A 15290-nucleotide genomic window follows, 5' to 3' on the forward strand; every position below is an offset into this window, starting at 1 on the left:
ATGGTTTACAGGCTCATAAGAGCCGTTGGATTAAAGATAATGAGTGCTTGAGTTAGTTTAAACCATATAAACTAATAAAGAAAACAAATCCTAGCGCTAAAGCCCCGAAAATCAAAATATTTTTTTGTGCGGGAGTGAGACGGTTGACTCCAAAACCATAGCTAAGATTTTCTTGGAATCCCGAAGGAGCATCTTTAGCTCCGATGTTGATAAATTGGGAACGACGCACACCACACACGGGACAGCGCCACGTTTCTGGCAATTCCTCGAAGGGGGTTCCAGCGGGAGTGTTGGTTTTACTATCTCCTTTGCTGGGGTCGTAAACGTAGCCGCAGGAGCGACATTCGTAGTTGGCAGGGGCCTGGTCGGCTAGGGTTAGTTCTGGTGGGCGATCGCTCATAACTAAGATTAAAGGAATTTTCAACACTCTGTTACAAATTATCCTTGAAAATTGACCCCTCTCACGGGTAAGCCCTGACAGAATAGCCAGTTTTCAAGTCTTAAAAGGATTATCGAGGCAGCATATCGGCTTTAAAAAAAGTAAGATTGATCTATTAGGGCTTAAATGTCTATTAAAACTTTATTAAGTTTATATTTGGATTATTTACCCTGATTTTGGTACTCAAATTTATTCCGAAAAATTGAGAAATTTTAGGCAGGGAAGAAATTAGGGGTCTAATAGCAAATCCTGTTTAAAAGGTGGAGGAGAGTGAGGAGTGCCGGAGCGGGGAACTGGGAGAAGAGAGAAACAATCCATAACTTGGTAGTTAATGATGGTATTAAAAGCGGATTGGCTATCATATTAAATAAATTTAATCAATTTTAGCGATCACTTTTATATTTTGGCATAAATGGCCTGCTCCCTCCCCGTTCCCGAAAACGAAAACTTCGCAGCTCACCATTAAGATAACTGCTATCAACCTTATATTATAGGTATATATAGCATTTCTCGCATCTGTGCGGCACACTTAAATCTTTGCTGATTAAGCTGTTCAGGATCGGGAATGTACCTCTTGTGAATCAGAAACGCTATAATTAACCTTAACTATCCCTTAAAAAGAGAGTAAAAATTATGTTCAACCAGCTTGATTGGAATCCAGCCTACTCAATTGAAACCCTAGAACCAAATACGGTATTTTTTCTATCTGAGCGAGAATCAATCTGTTTTGAAGAGCCGCTTTATTATCGTTTAGTAAGATTAATCGATGGTCAACGTAATCTTGACGAAATTATTGATATTCTTCAGCTAGAATCTTTACAAAATCAAGAAATTAATCCCAATAATCCTAATTCGTTTGCAGTTATTATTAATTATAGTCTGGCAATTCAAAAAGCAATTTTTCAGTTATATAAACGAGGTTTTTTGTTAGAAAAAAAAGAATTACTGCCGTCTAATTTAGCAATTTTATGCCATCATCTTCAGGTTTCTCAATCCCAAGCTTTTGAACGATTACAATCTCTTAAAGTTACGGTTAAAAGCCTAGTCTCAATTCCCCAGCAAGATTTGATCAATATTTTAAATTCCTTGCAAGTTCAAGTCGCAGATGAAGGAGATTTAACCATTATTTTAACCGATAATTATCTCCATCCCGATTTAGATAGTATTAATCAACAAGCTTTAGCCTCGCACAAGCCTTGGTTATTAGTTAATCCCCTGGGAAATCTAGCATGGATTGGTCCCTTATTTGATACGGATAAAACTGGTTGTTGGCATTGTTTGGCTCAACGATTGCGAGATAATCGTCCCGTGGAGGAATTTATCATCAGACAGAGAGACAATAAGATTTCTTTAATTTCTCCTTTAGGGTTTTCTTCAGCGACAATACAGACGGTTTTAAATCTGACGGCTATGGAGGTTTTTAAGTGGATTATTCAAGGTAAAAATCAACGTTTAGAAGGAATGCTGATGACTTATGATACTTTAAATTTACAATTTCAAGAGCATATTTTAGTTAAACGTCCGAACTGTCCTAGTTGTGGATATTCTCAGAATAAAACACCTTTACCTGTGGTTTTGGGACATCGGAAAAAGGCTTTTACCAATGATGGGGGACATCGTTTTTGTTCTCCTGAAGAAACCTTAAGAACCTATCAACATCATATCGATCCTATTACCGGAATTGTGCGAGAATTAAATAAGATACAAGGGAATGCTTTAGTTCATACTTATGTAGCGAAACATCATTTTCGCAGTGTCTTTGATGATTTAGACAGTTTACGACAAAATATTGGAGGTAGAAGTGCGGGAAAAGGCCGTACAGATAGTCAAGCAAAAGCAAGTGGATTTTGTGAAGCTATTGAGCGGTATTCGGGAGTTTTTCAAGGGAATGAAATCAGAGAAAAAGCGAATTATCAAGAGTTAGGAGATAAAGCTATTCATCCTAACAAATGTATGAATTTTAGTGAAAAACAATATCAACATCGAGAAGAATGGAATGCGAAGAATCAAGGATGGTTTCAAAAAGTACCTGAACCTTTTGATGAAACTAAAATCATTGATTGGACTCCTGTATGGTCTTTAACTGCTCAAGATTTTAAGTATTTACCGACAGGATATTGTTATTATGGTTATCCTCAATCTGAACCCTTAGATTGTTGGGCTGATTCTAATGGCTGCGCCGCAGGAAATACGATAGAGGAAGCGATTTTACAAGGATTTATGGAGTTAGTGGAACGAGATTGTGTGGCTTTATGGTGGTATAATCAATTAGTTAAACCTTCCGTTAATTTAGAGAGCTTTAATGAGCCATATTTTGAGCAATTAAAGCAATATTATGAGTGGTTAAATCGGGAGCTATGGGTGTTAGATATTACCAGTGATTTGAATATCCCTTGTTTTGCCGCTATTAGTCCGAGAAAGGAGCGGGAAGTGGAGGACATTTTGTTAGGGTATGGGGCGCATTTTGACCCGAAAATTGCCATTAGTCGAGCGTTAACAGAGGTTAATCAAATCTTACCGAATGTGCTATCCTTTAAGGAAGATGGGACAACGATTTATCCTCCCTCTGCTGATCCTTTGGCGGTTAAATGGTGGCAAACGGCAAGGTTAAGCAATCAATCTTATTTAGTTCCCGATAGTAAAATAATACCCAAAAAAATTTATGATTATTTACAATTAGCCAGTGATGATTTATTAGAGGATGTTAAATTGTGTCAGCGAATTGTTGAGTCAAAGGGGATGGAAATGTTAGTCTTAGACCAAACTCGTGCTGATATTGGTTTAAGAGTTGCTAAAGTCATTATCCCCGGAATGCGTCATATGTGGAAGCGTTTAGGGACAGGAAGATTGTATGATGTTCCTGTTAGCATGGGATGGTTAAAAGAAGCTTTAACCGAAGATGAATTAAATCCTTTTCCCATGTGGATGTAACCCTTGTTCATGGTCAATTATTGATGATTTTAAGTTACTTACTTGGTGAAGATTTCGAGTTTAACTTTCATTCCCGTTTTATCTAAAAGACTGAGTAATTTATCAACAGTAAAACGGCTAATTTCTCCATTCATCAAATCACTAATTTTCGGTTGTGTTTCCTCGAAAAAAGTGGCGGCTTCTTGCTGTGTCCATCTTTTTTCTTGGATAAAAGACCGCAAGGTTAACATCAAATCGGCTCTAATTTTTAAGTTAGTTGCTTCTTCACTGTTAAATCCTAAATCTTCAAAGATGTTATCGCTACCAAAAGTGATCTCAATAGGGTTAGATTGTGTCATGGTTATCCCTCCTGTAATTGTTGTCTAAATTTAATCATTTGTTGATAAAGTTTTTGTCCCAATTCAATTTCTTTTTTCGAGGTTTTCTGTGTTTTTTTACCGAAAGCATGAAGGAAATAAATCGCTTCTTTAAACCTTGCCACATAAAAGATTCTGTAGGTTTCTCCTGTCCAAATTCTAATTTCTTCTGTTCCTTGACCAATAATGGGAATGGGTTTAAAATCATTGGGTTTCTCTCCTTGTTGAATAGCTCTCAGTTGAAAACCTGCTTTACGCTTTGCGTCTTCAGGAAAATCTCTAATATCTTCCCTTGACGTCCCAATCCAGTAAATGGGTTTATCTCCCATGTTGGGGTTAATGATTAAGGTTTATACCTAATTTAGTATAACAGGATCATCAGTTTGTCAATTGTTCGTTAGTTAACAAGCAAGATGATGATCATTTTAGTTTAACTCGAACCTTCAAGGACTTCACCATCAGGGATTGAGACAATTACTTCATCCTCTTGATACCTAGCGTTAATGTGCCGTATATGGTGTTGTTTGTTATCTATAAAATACCTATAAACGATGATTCCATAGAACATCGATATTGCCAGCATCTTTGATTCCCTCTCATGTTAAGGTTAAGTACGAAGATAAACCCAATTTCTAGGCCGATCATTCCTCAATTTTAACTGATCTAAGCAGAAAATAAAGGCTCTTCGGGACTTGGTATGGTTCGATATGATGGGGGCATAAATCGACTCAATCCTTATCTGGCAAGAGATTTAATTGATTAGTTCGCTCCAGATCGCAAACAATTGACAAAAATTGCGGCAATGTCTGTCTCTATAAAGGTTTCATTCCTTATAACCCCGTCCATTGCATAAGACAAACCGAAGAACTAAAATAAATAAGCTCTCCTGATGACTGATAGATAAAAGGTATGTCACCGAAGTAACACACCTTAAATAAAATATTGTTGGGTTTCGTTGCCTCAACCCAACCGACAAGAGCGGCGATCGCTTATGACAAAAATTGCTATTATAGAAACTATTGATATTCAATGATTTAGGGGTAATCATAATGACACAGTTAACTGAAGAACGAAAACAAGAGATTATTGCTGAAGTTTTAGCAGCGAGAGCAAACCGTGAACAATTTCTATTAGAGATGAAACAACGGCAACAAGCAGGGTTAAAAATTGCTCAAAAATGTGCTAGTCTCCTTAAAGAGAAGTATGGAGTCACGAAAGTTGTTTTATTTGGTTCATTGTTAAATTATGAAGAAATAACTCCCCATTCTGATCTTGATTTAGCGGTTTGGGATTTACCAGAGAAAGATTATTTTAAAGCGATAGCAGAGTTAGATAATCGACAGGATTTTGAGGTGGATTTAGTAGAAGTTCAAAAGGCTCATCCTTATATTTTAGAGGCAATTGCTCAGGGGGTCGAATTATGACTAATTTATCAATTCAAGATAGAATTAATCAAGAACTCAATAAAATTTTTCAAGCCCTACAACAGTTAGAGATATTTTTAAGAGAATTATCTCATCAATCGAATGTCATGTATCAAAACGCATTAATTAATTCTATTGCGCTTAATTTGCATGGAGTTTATACTGGAATTGAGCGTATATTTGAAGCGATTGCTAAAAAAATTGCTCAAAGATTCCCAACGGGGGATAAATGGCATCGAGATTTATTAGAGCAAATGTCTGTTGATATACCTAGGGTGAGAAAAGCAGTTATTACAGAAGAAACAAGGCTCATTTTGGATGAATTAAGGCGGTTTCGTCATCTGGTGAGAAGTGCTTATTCTTGCCAATTAGATGAGGAAAAGGTTTTAATCATCGCCCATCAAATTGTTAATTCTTATCAAACCATAATCAATGAAATTCAATTGTTTTGTAATAATTTAAGTAAGGGAGAAACTTAATTAAAGATAACTGGTGATCGCACTGAATCTAAGTAAAGTGTATCAGGGCAAACATCTTGTTCATGAGGCCATAAGCAAAGTTATTCTGGACTTAAACGTACCTGTAGGGGCAAACCCCCTCTGGTTGACCCCGTGTTGCCCCTGTAGCGCACTAAGCAATACAAGCGCGTAAATCATTAAGAGTAATCATCAACGTCATCGGTTCAAGAGGAGACACATCAAAACCTAAAGCCAAATAAAAATTCTTAGCTTCTTCTGAAATAGCATGAACAATAATTCCCCGAATACCAATGGTATCAGCCGCTTTAACAACCCGTAGCGCACCATCACGAAATAAACCGCATCCTAAACCTTGACCTTGGTAAGAAGTATCTACTGCCAATCGTGCCAAAATTACCACTGGAATTGGGTTAGGCATATTCCGCCGAAATTTACCATTAGCTGATTGTATACTAATCGCCCCAGAAGCAAAGGCGTAATACCCAACTACCCTATTGTCAACGCAGGTAACAAAAGTTCTAGTTGCACCACTGGCTTGATTAGCATAAGCTCGACGCTTCAACCAATCATCAAGAGAAGTAATTCCGCAGGAAAAATCAGTGATTGAGTGATAACTAGCCAGAGGTTCAGGTGGTGTCAAATTCATTCCTTCTCCCAAGGTGCGAGCGTCTGCATGGTTTTGCGTAAACGTTCATTAGGTTGAGGTGGTGCATCTAGAAGTGCGATAAATTCTGCATAAGCCTCTGGACTAGCCCAAAAAATAGTACGTTCGAGCAAAGTTTCCTCCGCAGCATTCCGCGCGGCTTCCAAAATAAAATCAGTTCTATTCTTACCTTGCACTTTGGCTGCCATATCGATCAAATTGCGTTCTTCTGGCTTAATTCGCAAATTTAGGGTATTACGCGGAGTCTTACTTTTTGTTTTACTACTCATAAGATGGGTGTGTAATTCCAAACTTAATTATTTTAACATAATGTAGTGACAACGACATTACACTATGTACGATACGATACCAGGATTTTTCAGAGAGATGAGCATCATTTGATGAAAGTCTAGGCTTCAAACCTTTCCATTATAACTGATAGGTAAAAGCTGCATCACCGCAGTAACACACCTTAAATAGTCTTGGGTTTCGTTGTTTCAAACTAATCGAGAAGAAGGGGCGTGCTGCTATGCAGTGCCGTAGGCATCGCACTATTATTGAGGAATTAATTTAATTAAACTTCTTAAGGTCGCATTAACGGATTCCGAATTAGGAAAATACTTTTTAACATCAGGATCAAGAATAATTACATCATTTTGCGCTGGAAAATGTTCAACCGTTTTTGTTCCATCTTCATGATGAATAGTAACGCTATGACTTTCCCGATACTGTTGGTAATATTTTCCGCGAACAGGATTTTTAAGTTGACTTAAATCATATTCTTCTCGCAAGTCATCTTCTAATTCATCTTGGATTTTCTCGTTCATAATATCTCCTTTCTTTGGGTGTAACTAATCTTGCACTAATTAGACCTCTTCATAATATAATCTCAAAACTAAAAGTCTTTCTAGTTAAGGAATCTACCCGAATAAAAATTATTTTAATTGCCTCATATTTTTTCAGTAAAATTGAATTAGCAACGATAGATACACATTACAGCTATCGAACTGTTTAGTTAGTACATAAACCAAAAGCAAGCTGTGACTGGGTTATAATTTTTGGAGATGTCTATTAAACGAATTTTATGATCACGATCCGTATAAGAAACAAATAGAAATTTACTTTGATCTGATAAACCTATTATAAGATAGCGATTCTCTCCTGTAGAATGGTCAGGATCATCGAAATTTACAGCTAAGGGATCATCAAATACGGTGGATGCTTCTTCAAAAGAAATGTTACGTTTTCTTTGATTTATTTTTGCTTTCTGTTTATCCCATTCAAATGCTAGTTCCAAATCATTGCCACTTTGCCAACTGAAATATCCCGCATTTAGCATATCCTGATGGCGGAATAACAATTTTTCCTGTGCGATCGCGTCTTGCCAAAGTTTGACCAATAGAGAGATATATAAGCGATCGCCGCTGATAGTAAAAGGTGTGTCACCGCAGTAACACACCTTTATTAGTGTTGATTTTCGTTGTTTCAACCCAATCGAGAAGAAGAAGCGATCGCAATTTAGCTATCTTGATCCTCAACCTTTTCAATAATCCAAAATTCATCAACATCTTTTTTAGTGGTTAAATAAAGACCATTACTAACAAGATTCTGGTCTTTATAGTATATATTCTTAAAATAAACTTGATCCCCATCTTGGATGAGTTTATCATTAGGATTATTTTTAAAAATTTGCCAATTTTGTTGTTGATAGTTTGTTTCAGTAGAGTAGTAATAACAGCTTGGGGTTGTCCAAGCACCCAAGACGTTATATTTACCGACAAATTCCTCAGTAGTTTTGATTTGAACAATCATTCCATTCTCAACATTACCTATTCCACCTCTAAATTCTAAGGCAATTTTACCTGTGTTTCCCAATCTGGGATAATATTGTGATCCATTTAATCCCAAAGATTTATCTGCACCTACAATATATTGACCATTTTGATTTCTTAAATAGAATTGATCACTAAATTTAATTTTTTGGATATAATTCTTGAGAGTAAGAGAAACTTGATCGGGTGGATAGCTGATGACACCACCGATTATATGAGCTATCTTATTTTGAGCAGGAATTGTTCCTGATGAACTGTGTGGAGAAGTTAATGTTATAGTTAATGGTTTATTTGTATCGTGATTAATACTCTTAATATTTAATGCGTCTGCGGTCAAAATATCTGCAAAATTAATTTTAAATGACTTCGCTTGTTTGAAATTTGATTCAATTTTTGATAAATCATTACCATAAAAAGTTAGTTGAATAGTTGGCTCTTCACTGATTAAAAAGGTTTTTACAAAAGCAAACTTTTTACCAAAACCAAATAAATTTTGGGCTTGATATCTATCACTGAATAAGTGAAAACCTGTTGTGTTTTTCTCAATTATAATGTTAGAAAGAATTGTGTCAGAGTACCAGCCTGTTTTCAGATCAGTTGAAAGCAATAAAGGTTTTGCTGATATTATTGTCAAGCCAGTATATATTATCTCGACTTTAATTTTTGAAGCAGAAATACCCAAAGTTTTTAAGCTTTTATTATCTTTTTCATCAAAACCTATCATGATAGTGTCCTCAGTTGCTGGCAATGAATTTTCATCTCCTATACTAAAGGTAGGTTGAGGAGAGAATAGATTTTGAATTTCCCAAGTAATTTTCAAAGTGTTTTCAGCATTCTTGAGATTATCTAATATTTGATTCACAACAGGAAAACCTGTGTAAGCAATCATATAGTGATCCTTGCCAGTTTGCAAACCACCATTAGTTTCTAAGGGAAACATAGTATTTTCTTTAGCTGCGGCTAATTGACGTTGAGCAAAATCGAGTTGTTGAGTAAACTGATTTAGAGTTATAGAAACGTTTATAAATATTTGATATTCACTTTGTAAAATAGCAAGTGTGGAGGGAAGTTTTTGGGTACATCCATCATATTTTGTATTGATAATATATTGAACATAGCCAATCTTTGTCGCAGGATAACACTTACTTTTACTAATTTTTTTTTCTGTTATTATTTCGACATCACGTTCATAAATAGAGACAACTCTTTGTGATACTTGTTCATAGCACTGCTCTCGTTTTTTCAGGAGGTCTTGATCTTCATCTGATAATTTAAACTCAATATTGTTTAGAATATCATTATATAACTGACTCAAACGGGTGTTTGAGAATGTCCCAAAACCATTATCATTGATACAAATAGTCTGATCTACAAGATTGAGCGTTGCTTCATTGTAGTAACTGTTTTCTCCATAAACGATAAAATAAGGATACCCTTGAGGATGTACGATAACTGAGAACTGTCCATCTAATTGAATTCCTAAAACTTGTGATACTTCAGCTTGGATTGCTTTTACAAACGCTTGTTGTGTAGTGTTTTTTGATAGGTTTGTCATACTAAGTTTATCCTAAAAAAAATTGTTATGATCTCGAACTGAAGTTAAAGTAACAAGGTAATAGGATCTGATTAGCTAAGATCCTATTACGCTAGATGGAATATCTAATTAGATATTGTTAGGTGGATAAGAAGCAACACCACCGAGTACATAAGCAACCTGCTGGTTTAAGGGGATAGTACCACCGACAGCTGGTGGTCCCCAAGTAAGGGTCACTTCTCCAGTTTGATAATTTGTCTCAACTTTCTCAACTTTGTAGCTTTCTGACACATGACCAATCGTGAATAGTCCAAACAACTTAACGCTTAACGAAGCATTTTGTTGGAAGTCCTGTACGATCTTACTGGTGTCAGCTCCTTTAAAGGTCATGGAAATCGTAGGCTGTTGAGAAATAACGAAGGTTTTTAGACGTGAAAATATTTTTCCTGATCCAAAAGTATCGGCGATATTATACTCGCTTCCTTGAAGTTTATAACCCGTAACATCTTTACCCGTATTTTTAACAACTTCCTGAAGGATATCGATAGCATACCAACCAGAAGTGTTGTCGTTTGAGATGATAGAAGGCATGGATGGGAATTTTGCTAGTCCAGGATAGCTGATATTCATGGTCATTGAAGACGATGAATATGTGTATTTGGATAAGTCATAGGATGCCGAGCCACCAACAGAAACACTCAAAAAGTCAAGAATAGGAATTGTTCCTCCTGCACCTCCTTCAATGCTAAATTGGGTTGCTTGTGAGTCAAAATGGGAAACAGAGATGGATACTGTTACTTTATTTGATTCTTGGTTTAGCCAATTTAGTAATTGATTATCAGTCGGCAACTTTTTAGGTGTATAACCGACATAATAGGACTGATCGCCAGTCTGCATCCCTCCGTTTGCCTTAGTCGGATTCTTCGCATTTGTTACAGCAGCACTCAAATATTCATTAGCTCGATACCATTTATTATGAAGTGCGTAACTATCTGCGGCTTGAGCTTTATAGGTGGCAATAGCATTTCTCAGTGAGTTGAGGGCATCAGGAATGTTGTCTAAGCTTTTGTATTCCGCAGTAAGTTGATTAAAAACATCTTGCAGTTTTCCCCCAAGTTTAGGAAGCGGATCTGAGTAAGTACCTCCCGCATTTTCAAATTCAGTTAATATGGAAGCAATTTGCGCTTGTGTGGCTGTATCCTGATCATTCATGGTTTTTTGATCGGCGGATGAAAAAGAAAAGGTAACAGCTTGCAAAAGTCTTAGATAATAACCAGAAAATCCACCACCAGTTAACTCTAACCCGCCACTACTAGAAGTTCCCAGTAGGGTATCAATATCTTTTAGAGTCGCTTCATTATAATAGGCATTACTGCCATAAGTTATGCCGTAGTTAAAACCTGATGGATAGCTAACCATTTGGAATTTGCCATCGAGTTGGCTTCCCAGTTGCTCGTTCACTTTACTTTCAATGGCTTTTACAAAAGCTTTTTGAGCAGGGGTAATGTCACTTGCCATAATAGGTAATCTCCTTTGAGAGTTTATTGCTTTCTATACCCATAAAACACTCTCAAAAATCCATTTCTGAATTTTTTAGATTAGCCATAGTGCCTTAAGCAAAATGTCTTGTCTTTTGGGTCAAAAGTGATTTGTTTAATCACCTTTGATACCAGAATAAGTTTTATTTGTGGTAATGGCAATCTCTAAAGTTAATACTTTTCTAATAGGTTTTTTTGAGTAGAATATTAACTTTTATATTAGATTTATATTAGATTTATATTAGATTCAAAGGGTGACTTTATGGTATGACTCCCTCATCCCTGAAAGTAGAACTAATGAATTAATCGGGCGACTAAAATCATCAAAACCCTTTTATCCTCTGACTTGTAGCGGTTTTAGGGGATGAAAAGAAGGCAGCAAAAAAGCGATCGCAATTCTTGAAAACAGACAGCGATCGCCTTCTTCCTTGAATAAAGAGATGCTATGATTAGATGATGAGTATAACCTTCCAATTAGTTCTGGCTTTACTTTCCCGTGGGCAAGTCAAAATATCAGCCCATGGCTACGATGAACTAGCAAATGACGGTATTCTGGTAAGGGATGTGATAACAGGTATTAGAGAAGCTGTCATTCTCGAAGATTACCCGGAATATCCTAAAGGGCGTTGTGTGCTAGTCTTACAGAAAGATAGTCAGGGTAAACCCGTTCATGTGGTTTGGGGTATAGCCAAGAATACCGAATCGCCTGCTGTTCTAGTCACTGCCTATAGACCTGATCCAGCACGTTGGTCAAGTGATTTTACAAGGAGAAAACCATGACAAAAAAGCCTCACATTAAACTCATCCACATTGGAGAGTACATGGCTGAAGTGGAAGTAGAACTGATTGAGACTCCCGAAGGATGGTCGCCCTATTTATCATTAGAAGATGCTCAAAAATTAGATGATGTCCGAGAAGCCCTTCGTCAAGGTGATCTACAAAAAGCTTCCAATTTAGCACATCTTTACAAAATTACCCCTCTTACCGTTTAACTAAACTTTGACAAGAAAAAATTAAAAAGCGATCGCAATCCTTGAAAACAGACAGCGATCGCCTAACTTTTAACTATCACAAGCAACATTATTGGAGGGCTGATAATTCTTCCCGAAGAATACGGCGTAAATCGGACTGAGTGAGCGATCGCTCAGAAGGAGATTGGATATATTGTTTTAAAGCCTCATTAATTAGGGTTTGATAACCCATTCCTGCGGTTTCAGCCTGTTCTCGAAAATAAGCTAGAATCTCATCATCTAGATAAATGGTAATGCGTGTTTTTCCCTGAGAGGAAATGAGCGCCCCTCGTTTTCCTTTAGAAAAATCATATTCCTTTCTCATAAGTTTTTCTCTCTTGTTTTGTAGCACGACGAGCGGAAATCAAGCGAATGACTTCACCCCGCAAAGTATAAATAACCACTAATAGTGATCCCATGTTTCCCATCCCCACGGCAATAAAACGTTCTTCTGTTATAAGCTTAGACGCACTTACATTGCACTTTAATATCCTGGAACGCCTTGTAGATAGGGATACGAGTAGGAAACTTAAATGCGTCTAAGCTTACAACCGGGATCAAGATCATGAATAGCGAGGGGATCAAAAAACACCATTTCAGCTTCTGCAAAGGAAACACCGTGCTTTTGCCAGTTGGTTTTTGCTTTTCTGGGATCATATTCAAATGTTATACATACATTATATGTATTTTAGAAGGTTGAGTCAAGCTCAAAACCCCTTCAGAGTATCACACGGATCGCCTTACCTTCCCACTTAGAGGGGTATTCAGGGGGAATGACAACTGTGCCATGATGAAGAATCATTTTAAATTCAATCGCTTCCATTCGTTAAGTTTAATAAAGTGTTGTATCAAGTTTAACCCAATCAATCCATGCAGTTTTAGGGGATGAAAAAAAAGCCTAAAAAAAGGGACTGCTTTTTCCCAATCAAATATAATTTAGGTAGAAAATTGCCGAAAAACCTCTATGCTCAACGGGTACAAAATTATTGATGCTGATTCCCATGTCATTGAACCCCCCGCAATGTGGGGCCAATACCTAGAACCTAAATTTAGGGAATTTGCTCCTTCTGCTGACATGAAAATCAAAGGAGAACCGATTAGTCAAAAAATCTCCCCACAAGTCCAAGCAGAAGGGAATAAGCAGATGATGCAAGCTCATCCCCATGCTTATCTCAATCGCTATAACCCAGAGTCCCATGTTCAATCTATGACACAAATGGGCATAGATGTGGCTTTTATTTATCCTAATTACGGACTGTGGTTATTTGCCATTGATAGCCTACCTGCTGAAGTGATGGGGGCTTTTGTCCGTGCTTACAATACATGGTTATATGAAGAATTTTGTAGCTATGACCCCGCTAGACTGAAAGGAGTCGCTGCAGTCAATCAACATGATCCCGAAGATATGGTCAAAGAGCTACACCGCATGGCAAACTTGGGCTGGAAGGCGGTTTTTTTGCGCCCTAATCCCGTTAAAGGCAGAATTTTGAGCGATCCAGCCTATGAACCCTTTTGGGCGGCCTGCGAGGATTTGGACATGGCTGTAGGAATTCATGAGGGACATTGGAGTCGTTTACCCACCACCGGCGCCGATCGATTTAACACCCGTTTTGCCCTTCATGCTTGTTCTCACCCCATGGAGCAGATGATGGCACTGTTAGCGTTAATAGAAGGGGGAGTGTTAGAACGTCATCCTCAGCTAAGAATCGGATTTTTAGAGTCGGGCTGCGGTTGGCTACCCTATTGGTTATGGAGACTTGACGAAGAGTATCAAGTTACACCTTGGGAGGTCAAAGATCGGGTAAGATTAATGCCATCAGAGTATTTTCGCCGTCAATGCTTTATTGCCGTTGAACCCTCTGAACCTTATCTGTCCCAGCTTATAGACTACATTGGCAGTGACAATATTATCTTTGGCTCAGATTATCCACACATGGATCATAAGCCCGATATTGTTAGTCAAGTGCTTAAGCTTGAGAAAGATTTAGCTAAGGAAACAGTAGAGAAGATACTTGCGGACAATCCTACCCGTTTTTATGGCTCAGTCTGAGTTTTTACAGTAGAATCAAATTTATTAACCAACTTCCTGGAGGAATTCACCAATGGCACAGGTCTTTACTCGCAGTTATGTTCAAAATTTACAATCAAATTTGTCTATAAAGATTGGACAAGGACCAAAATCGATCGATGGCAATCAATACAATGATTACTATTTTCAGCTACTTATTTTTGAAAATGAAGACCCCCCTAAATTAGTCTATGGAACTAAGAAAGCTTTACAAACAAAATATAATTTAGCTCCCTCAAGTTTTCCTAGCTCAGGAGCTAAGGTTGACCCAAAATTTTTCCCATCACAACCTAAGGATGATCCTTTAGCTCAAGCAGAATTGAGTACCGTTTATTTCTTATTACAAACACGAAAGCTATCTCAGATGATTGCTTACACATGGCTTGAGCCGGAAAATATACCAGATGAAATGAAAGCAAAAGTGAATTTGGTTAGAAAAATTTTGAGATTTCCTCACCAAAAAGTGTGTACTTATTGGCTTGATAACCCCCAAGAAGCTGAATCGCCTATAAGTGAGATCGATTTATCCAGAAAACTATTAGGAGATAGTGAAACCCACCCCAAAAAATATAAATATAGTTGGTTGATTCAACCAGACAATATAAATTATGACTTTATTGCTTTGGCTCTTTTGCTGTGTGGGCAAGCTTTCTATAAAGATAAAAATGGACAGTTCGCCCATATTTGGGAGCCAATTGGCAGTATCTATCAGCTAATCTTTGAATACGGCCTTGATGTTACTTGGGAGCTTTTTCATGGTGTTATGACAGAACTTGTTCATACAGGGAAAGATTTTCCAGCTGGTAAAATAACAGTCCCTTATCCACCCAGACCCAGTGAATTCAATGTTAGCCAATCTGACATTGAAACTTGGGCAAAGGCAAAAGAGCATGATGGTCCCTATCCATTTTATCCTAGCGAACATAGTGAAGACTGGAAGAATCACCAATTGAAGCACGTTTATCCACCTTCACCTTATATTCCCCTGAGTTGTTTGTAATTATCTTCAATTTTAATTATGAAAATTGGTCAGAGA

General features: G+C 37.3%; 20 protein-coding genes. 7 read left to right on the forward strand and 13 right to left on the reverse strand.

Translation table 11 applies throughout. The features are described 5' to 3' along the window. Nucleotides 1-52 precede the first annotated feature (52 nt). Nucleotides 53-400, reverse strand: coding sequence for a rubredoxin (locus IM485_RS10980; protein WP_002757647.1), 348 nt, complete (start codon nucleotides 398-400; stop codon nucleotides 53-55). A gap of 672 nt (nucleotides 401-1072) precedes the next feature. On the opposite strand from IM485_RS10980, the gene IM485_RS10985 reads away from it, so the two are divergent. Further along, nucleotides 1073-3370, forward strand: a complete 2298-nt coding sequence (locus tag IM485_RS10985; RefSeq protein ID WP_287743012.1) for a TOMM precursor leader peptide-binding protein — start codon at nucleotides 1073-1075, stop codon at nucleotides 3368-3370. A 38-nt stretch (nucleotides 3371-3408) separates the two neighbouring features. Here IM485_RS10985 and IM485_RS10990 read toward each other — a convergent pair whose 3' ends face one another. From IM485_RS10990 to IM485_RS11000, 3 genes are all read right to left on the reverse strand, one after another. Continuing rightward, nucleotides 3409-3708 (reverse strand): helix-turn-helix domain-containing protein, encoded by a 300-nt coding sequence (locus IM485_RS10990; RefSeq protein ID WP_012266232.1) that lies wholly within the window; start codon nucleotides 3706-3708, stop codon nucleotides 3409-3411. Between the two features lie 2 nt (nucleotides 3709-3710). Beyond that, entirely contained in the window at nucleotides 3711-4055 is a 345-nt protein-coding gene (locus IM485_RS10995) for a type II toxin-antitoxin system RelE/ParE family toxin (RefSeq protein WP_104396705.1), read from the reverse strand. A gap of 101 nt (nucleotides 4056-4156) precedes the next feature. Next, the gene (locus IM485_RS11000; RefSeq protein ID WP_080949777.1) at nucleotides 4157-4309 is read right to left on the reverse strand and encodes a DUF4160 domain-containing protein; all 153 of its coding nucleotides are present in this window, start codon (nucleotides 4307-4309) and stop codon (nucleotides 4157-4159) included. A 466-nt stretch (nucleotides 4310-4775) separates the two neighbouring features. On the opposite strand from IM485_RS11000, the gene IM485_RS11005 reads away from it, so the two are divergent. Next, nucleotides 4776-5150 (forward strand): nucleotidyltransferase family protein, encoded by a 375-nt coding sequence (locus IM485_RS11005; RefSeq protein ID WP_104396704.1) that lies wholly within the window; start codon nucleotides 4776-4778, stop codon nucleotides 5148-5150. Beyond that, nucleotides 5147-5629, forward strand: a complete 483-nt coding sequence (locus IM485_RS11010; RefSeq protein WP_287743014.1) for a ribonuclease toxin HepT-like protein — start codon at nucleotides 5147-5149, stop codon at nucleotides 5627-5629. Before IM485_RS11005 ends, IM485_RS11010 begins: the two co-directional genes overlap by 4 nt. A gap of 151 nt (nucleotides 5630-5780) precedes the next feature. On the opposite strand, the gene IM485_RS11015 is transcribed toward IM485_RS11010, so the two are convergent. From IM485_RS11015 to IM485_RS11040, 6 genes are all read right to left on the reverse strand, one after another. Beyond that, nucleotides 5781-6275: a GNAT family N-acetyltransferase gene (locus IM485_RS11015; RefSeq protein WP_104396702.1), complete on the reverse strand. Its 495-nt coding sequence runs from the start codon at nucleotides 6273-6275 to the stop codon at nucleotides 5781-5783. Then, a complete protein-coding gene (locus IM485_RS11020) occupies nucleotides 6272-6562 on the reverse strand; it encodes a type II toxin-antitoxin system TacA family antitoxin (RefSeq protein ID WP_002778803.1) in 291 nt (96 codons plus the stop codon). The genes IM485_RS11015 and IM485_RS11020 overlap by 4 nt, the downstream gene beginning before the upstream one ends. 264 nt (nucleotides 6563-6826) lie before the next feature. Then, nucleotides 6827-7099, reverse strand: coding sequence for a hypothetical protein (locus tag IM485_RS11025; RefSeq protein WP_104396701.1), 273 nt, complete (start codon nucleotides 7097-7099; stop codon nucleotides 6827-6829). 188 nt (nucleotides 7100-7287) lie between these two features. Further along, nucleotides 7288-7569, reverse strand: coding sequence for a BrnT family toxin (locus IM485_RS11030; RefSeq protein WP_104396741.1), 282 nt, complete (start codon nucleotides 7567-7569; stop codon nucleotides 7288-7290). Between the two features lie 221 nt (nucleotides 7570-7790). After that, nucleotides 7791-9659, reverse strand: a complete 1869-nt coding sequence (locus tag IM485_RS11035) for a hypothetical protein (RefSeq protein ID WP_104396700.1) — start codon at nucleotides 9657-9659, stop codon at nucleotides 7791-7793. A gap of 108 nt (nucleotides 9660-9767) precedes the next feature. After that, complete coding sequence (locus IM485_RS11040; RefSeq protein ID WP_104396699.1) at nucleotides 9768-11156, reverse strand: hypothetical protein; 1389 nt, start codon at nucleotides 11154-11156, stop codon at nucleotides 9768-9770. 476 nt (nucleotides 11157-11632) lie between these two features. Between IM485_RS11040 and IM485_RS11045 the strand changes: the two genes are divergently transcribed. Next, on the forward strand, nucleotides 11633-11956 hold the full coding sequence (locus IM485_RS11045) for a DUF4258 domain-containing protein (RefSeq protein WP_016516510.1): 324 nt from the start codon (nucleotides 11633-11635) through the stop codon (nucleotides 11954-11956). Next, entirely contained in the window at nucleotides 11953-12168 is a 216-nt protein-coding gene (locus IM485_RS11050) for a hypothetical protein (protein WP_002757627.1), read from the forward strand. Before IM485_RS11045 ends, IM485_RS11050 begins: the two co-directional genes overlap by 4 nt. Nucleotides 12169-12256: 88 nt before the next feature. Here IM485_RS11050 and IM485_RS11055 read toward each other — a convergent pair whose 3' ends face one another. From IM485_RS11055 to IM485_RS22715, 3 genes are all read right to left on the reverse strand, one after another. Further along, the gene (locus IM485_RS11055) at nucleotides 12257-12511 is read right to left on the reverse strand and encodes a BrnA antitoxin family protein (RefSeq protein WP_002738362.1); all 255 of its coding nucleotides are present in this window, start codon (nucleotides 12509-12511) and stop codon (nucleotides 12257-12259) included. Then, nucleotides 12495-12614 carry a BrnT family toxin gene (locus tag IM485_RS11060; protein WP_306438739.1) on the reverse strand — a complete coding sequence of 40 codons (120 nt, stop codon included), beginning with the start codon at nucleotides 12612-12614 and terminating at the stop codon, nucleotides 12495-12497. The genes IM485_RS11055 and IM485_RS11060 overlap by 17 nt, the downstream gene beginning before the upstream one ends. A 101-nt stretch (nucleotides 12615-12715) precedes the next feature. Then, a complete protein-coding gene (locus tag IM485_RS22715) occupies nucleotides 12716-12856 on the reverse strand; it encodes a BrnT family toxin (RefSeq protein WP_104396740.1) in 141 nt (46 codons plus the stop codon). 294 nt (nucleotides 12857-13150) lie between these two features. Between IM485_RS22715 and IM485_RS11065 the strand changes: the two genes are divergently transcribed. Continuing rightward, nucleotides 13151-14236: an amidohydrolase family protein gene (locus IM485_RS11065; protein WP_104396697.1), complete on the forward strand. Its 1086-nt coding sequence runs from the start codon at nucleotides 13151-13153 to the stop codon at nucleotides 14234-14236. A 52-nt stretch (nucleotides 14237-14288) separates the two neighbouring features. Further along, the gene (locus IM485_RS11070; protein WP_104396696.1) at nucleotides 14289-15254 is read left to right on the forward strand and encodes a hypothetical protein; all 966 of its coding nucleotides are present in this window, start codon (nucleotides 14289-14291) and stop codon (nucleotides 15252-15254) included. The last annotated feature ends 36 nt before the right edge of the window (nucleotides 15255-15290 follow it).

This window comes from Microcystis sp. M169S2, from assembly GCF_020245865.1.
GTDB classification, from domain to species: Bacteria; Cyanobacteriota; Cyanobacteriia; order Cyanobacteriales; family Microcystaceae; genus Microcystis; species Microcystis ichthyoblabe_A.

What these genes read in the sequence shown, in the direction of transcription:
- IM485_RS10980 (WP_002757647.1), bottom strand. Translation starts at nt 400, where the DNA reads ATGAGCGATCGCCCACCAGAACTAACCCTAGCCGACCAGGCCCCTGCC.
- IM485_RS10985 (WP_287743012.1), top strand. Translation starts at nt 1,073, where the DNA reads ATGTTCAACCAGCTTGATTGGAATCCAGCCTACTCAATTGAAACCCTA.
- IM485_RS10990 (WP_012266232.1), bottom strand. Translation starts at nt 3,708, where the DNA reads ATGACACAATCTAACCCTATTGAGATCACTTTTGGTAGCGATAACATC.
- IM485_RS10995 (WP_104396705.1), bottom strand. Translation starts at nt 4,055, where the DNA reads ATGGGAGATAAACCCATTTACTGGATTGGGACGTCAAGGGAAGATATT.
- IM485_RS11000 (WP_080949777.1), bottom strand. Translation starts at nt 4,309, where the DNA reads ATGCTGGCAATATCGATGTTCTATGGAATCATCGTTTATAGGTATTTT.
- IM485_RS11005 (WP_104396704.1), top strand. Translation starts at nt 4,776, where the DNA reads ATGACACAGTTAACTGAAGAACGAAAACAAGAGATTATTGCTGAAGTT.
- IM485_RS11010 (WP_287743014.1), top strand. Translation starts at nt 5,147, where the DNA reads ATGACTAATTTATCAATTCAAGATAGAATTAATCAAGAACTCAATAAA.
- IM485_RS11015 (WP_104396702.1), bottom strand. Translation starts at nt 6,275, where the DNA reads ATGAATTTGACACCACCTGAACCTCTGGCTAGTTATCACTCAATCACT.
- IM485_RS11020 (WP_002778803.1), bottom strand. Translation starts at nt 6,562, where the DNA reads ATGAGTAGTAAAACAAAAAGTAAGACTCCGCGTAATACCCTAAATTTG.
- IM485_RS11025 (WP_104396701.1), bottom strand. Translation starts at nt 7,099, where the DNA reads ATGAACGAGAAAATCCAAGATGAATTAGAAGATGACTTGCGAGAAGAA.
- IM485_RS11035 (WP_104396700.1), bottom strand. Translation starts at nt 9,659, where the DNA reads ATGACAAACCTATCAAAAAACACTACACAACAAGCGTTTGTAAAAGCA.
- IM485_RS11040 (WP_104396699.1), bottom strand. Translation starts at nt 11,156, where the DNA reads ATGGCAAGTGACATTACCCCTGCTCAAAAAGCTTTTGTAAAAGCCATT.
- IM485_RS11045 (WP_016516510.1), top strand. Translation starts at nt 11,633, where the DNA reads ATGAGTATAACCTTCCAATTAGTTCTGGCTTTACTTTCCCGTGGGCAA.
- IM485_RS11050 (WP_002757627.1), top strand. Translation starts at nt 11,953, where the DNA reads ATGACAAAAAAGCCTCACATTAAACTCATCCACATTGGAGAGTACATG.
- IM485_RS11055 (WP_002738362.1), bottom strand. Translation starts at nt 12,511, where the DNA reads ATGAGAAAGGAATATGATTTTTCTAAAGGAAAACGAGGGGCGCTCATT.
- IM485_RS11060 (WP_306438739.1), bottom strand. Translation starts at nt 12,614, where the DNA reads ATGGGAAACATGGGATCACTATTAGTGGTTATTTATACTTTGCGGGGT.
- IM485_RS11065 (WP_104396697.1), top strand. Translation starts at nt 13,151, where the DNA reads ATGCTCAACGGGTACAAAATTATTGATGCTGATTCCCATGTCATTGAA.
- IM485_RS11070 (WP_104396696.1), top strand. Translation starts at nt 14,289, where the DNA reads ATGGCACAGGTCTTTACTCGCAGTTATGTTCAAAATTTACAATCAAAT.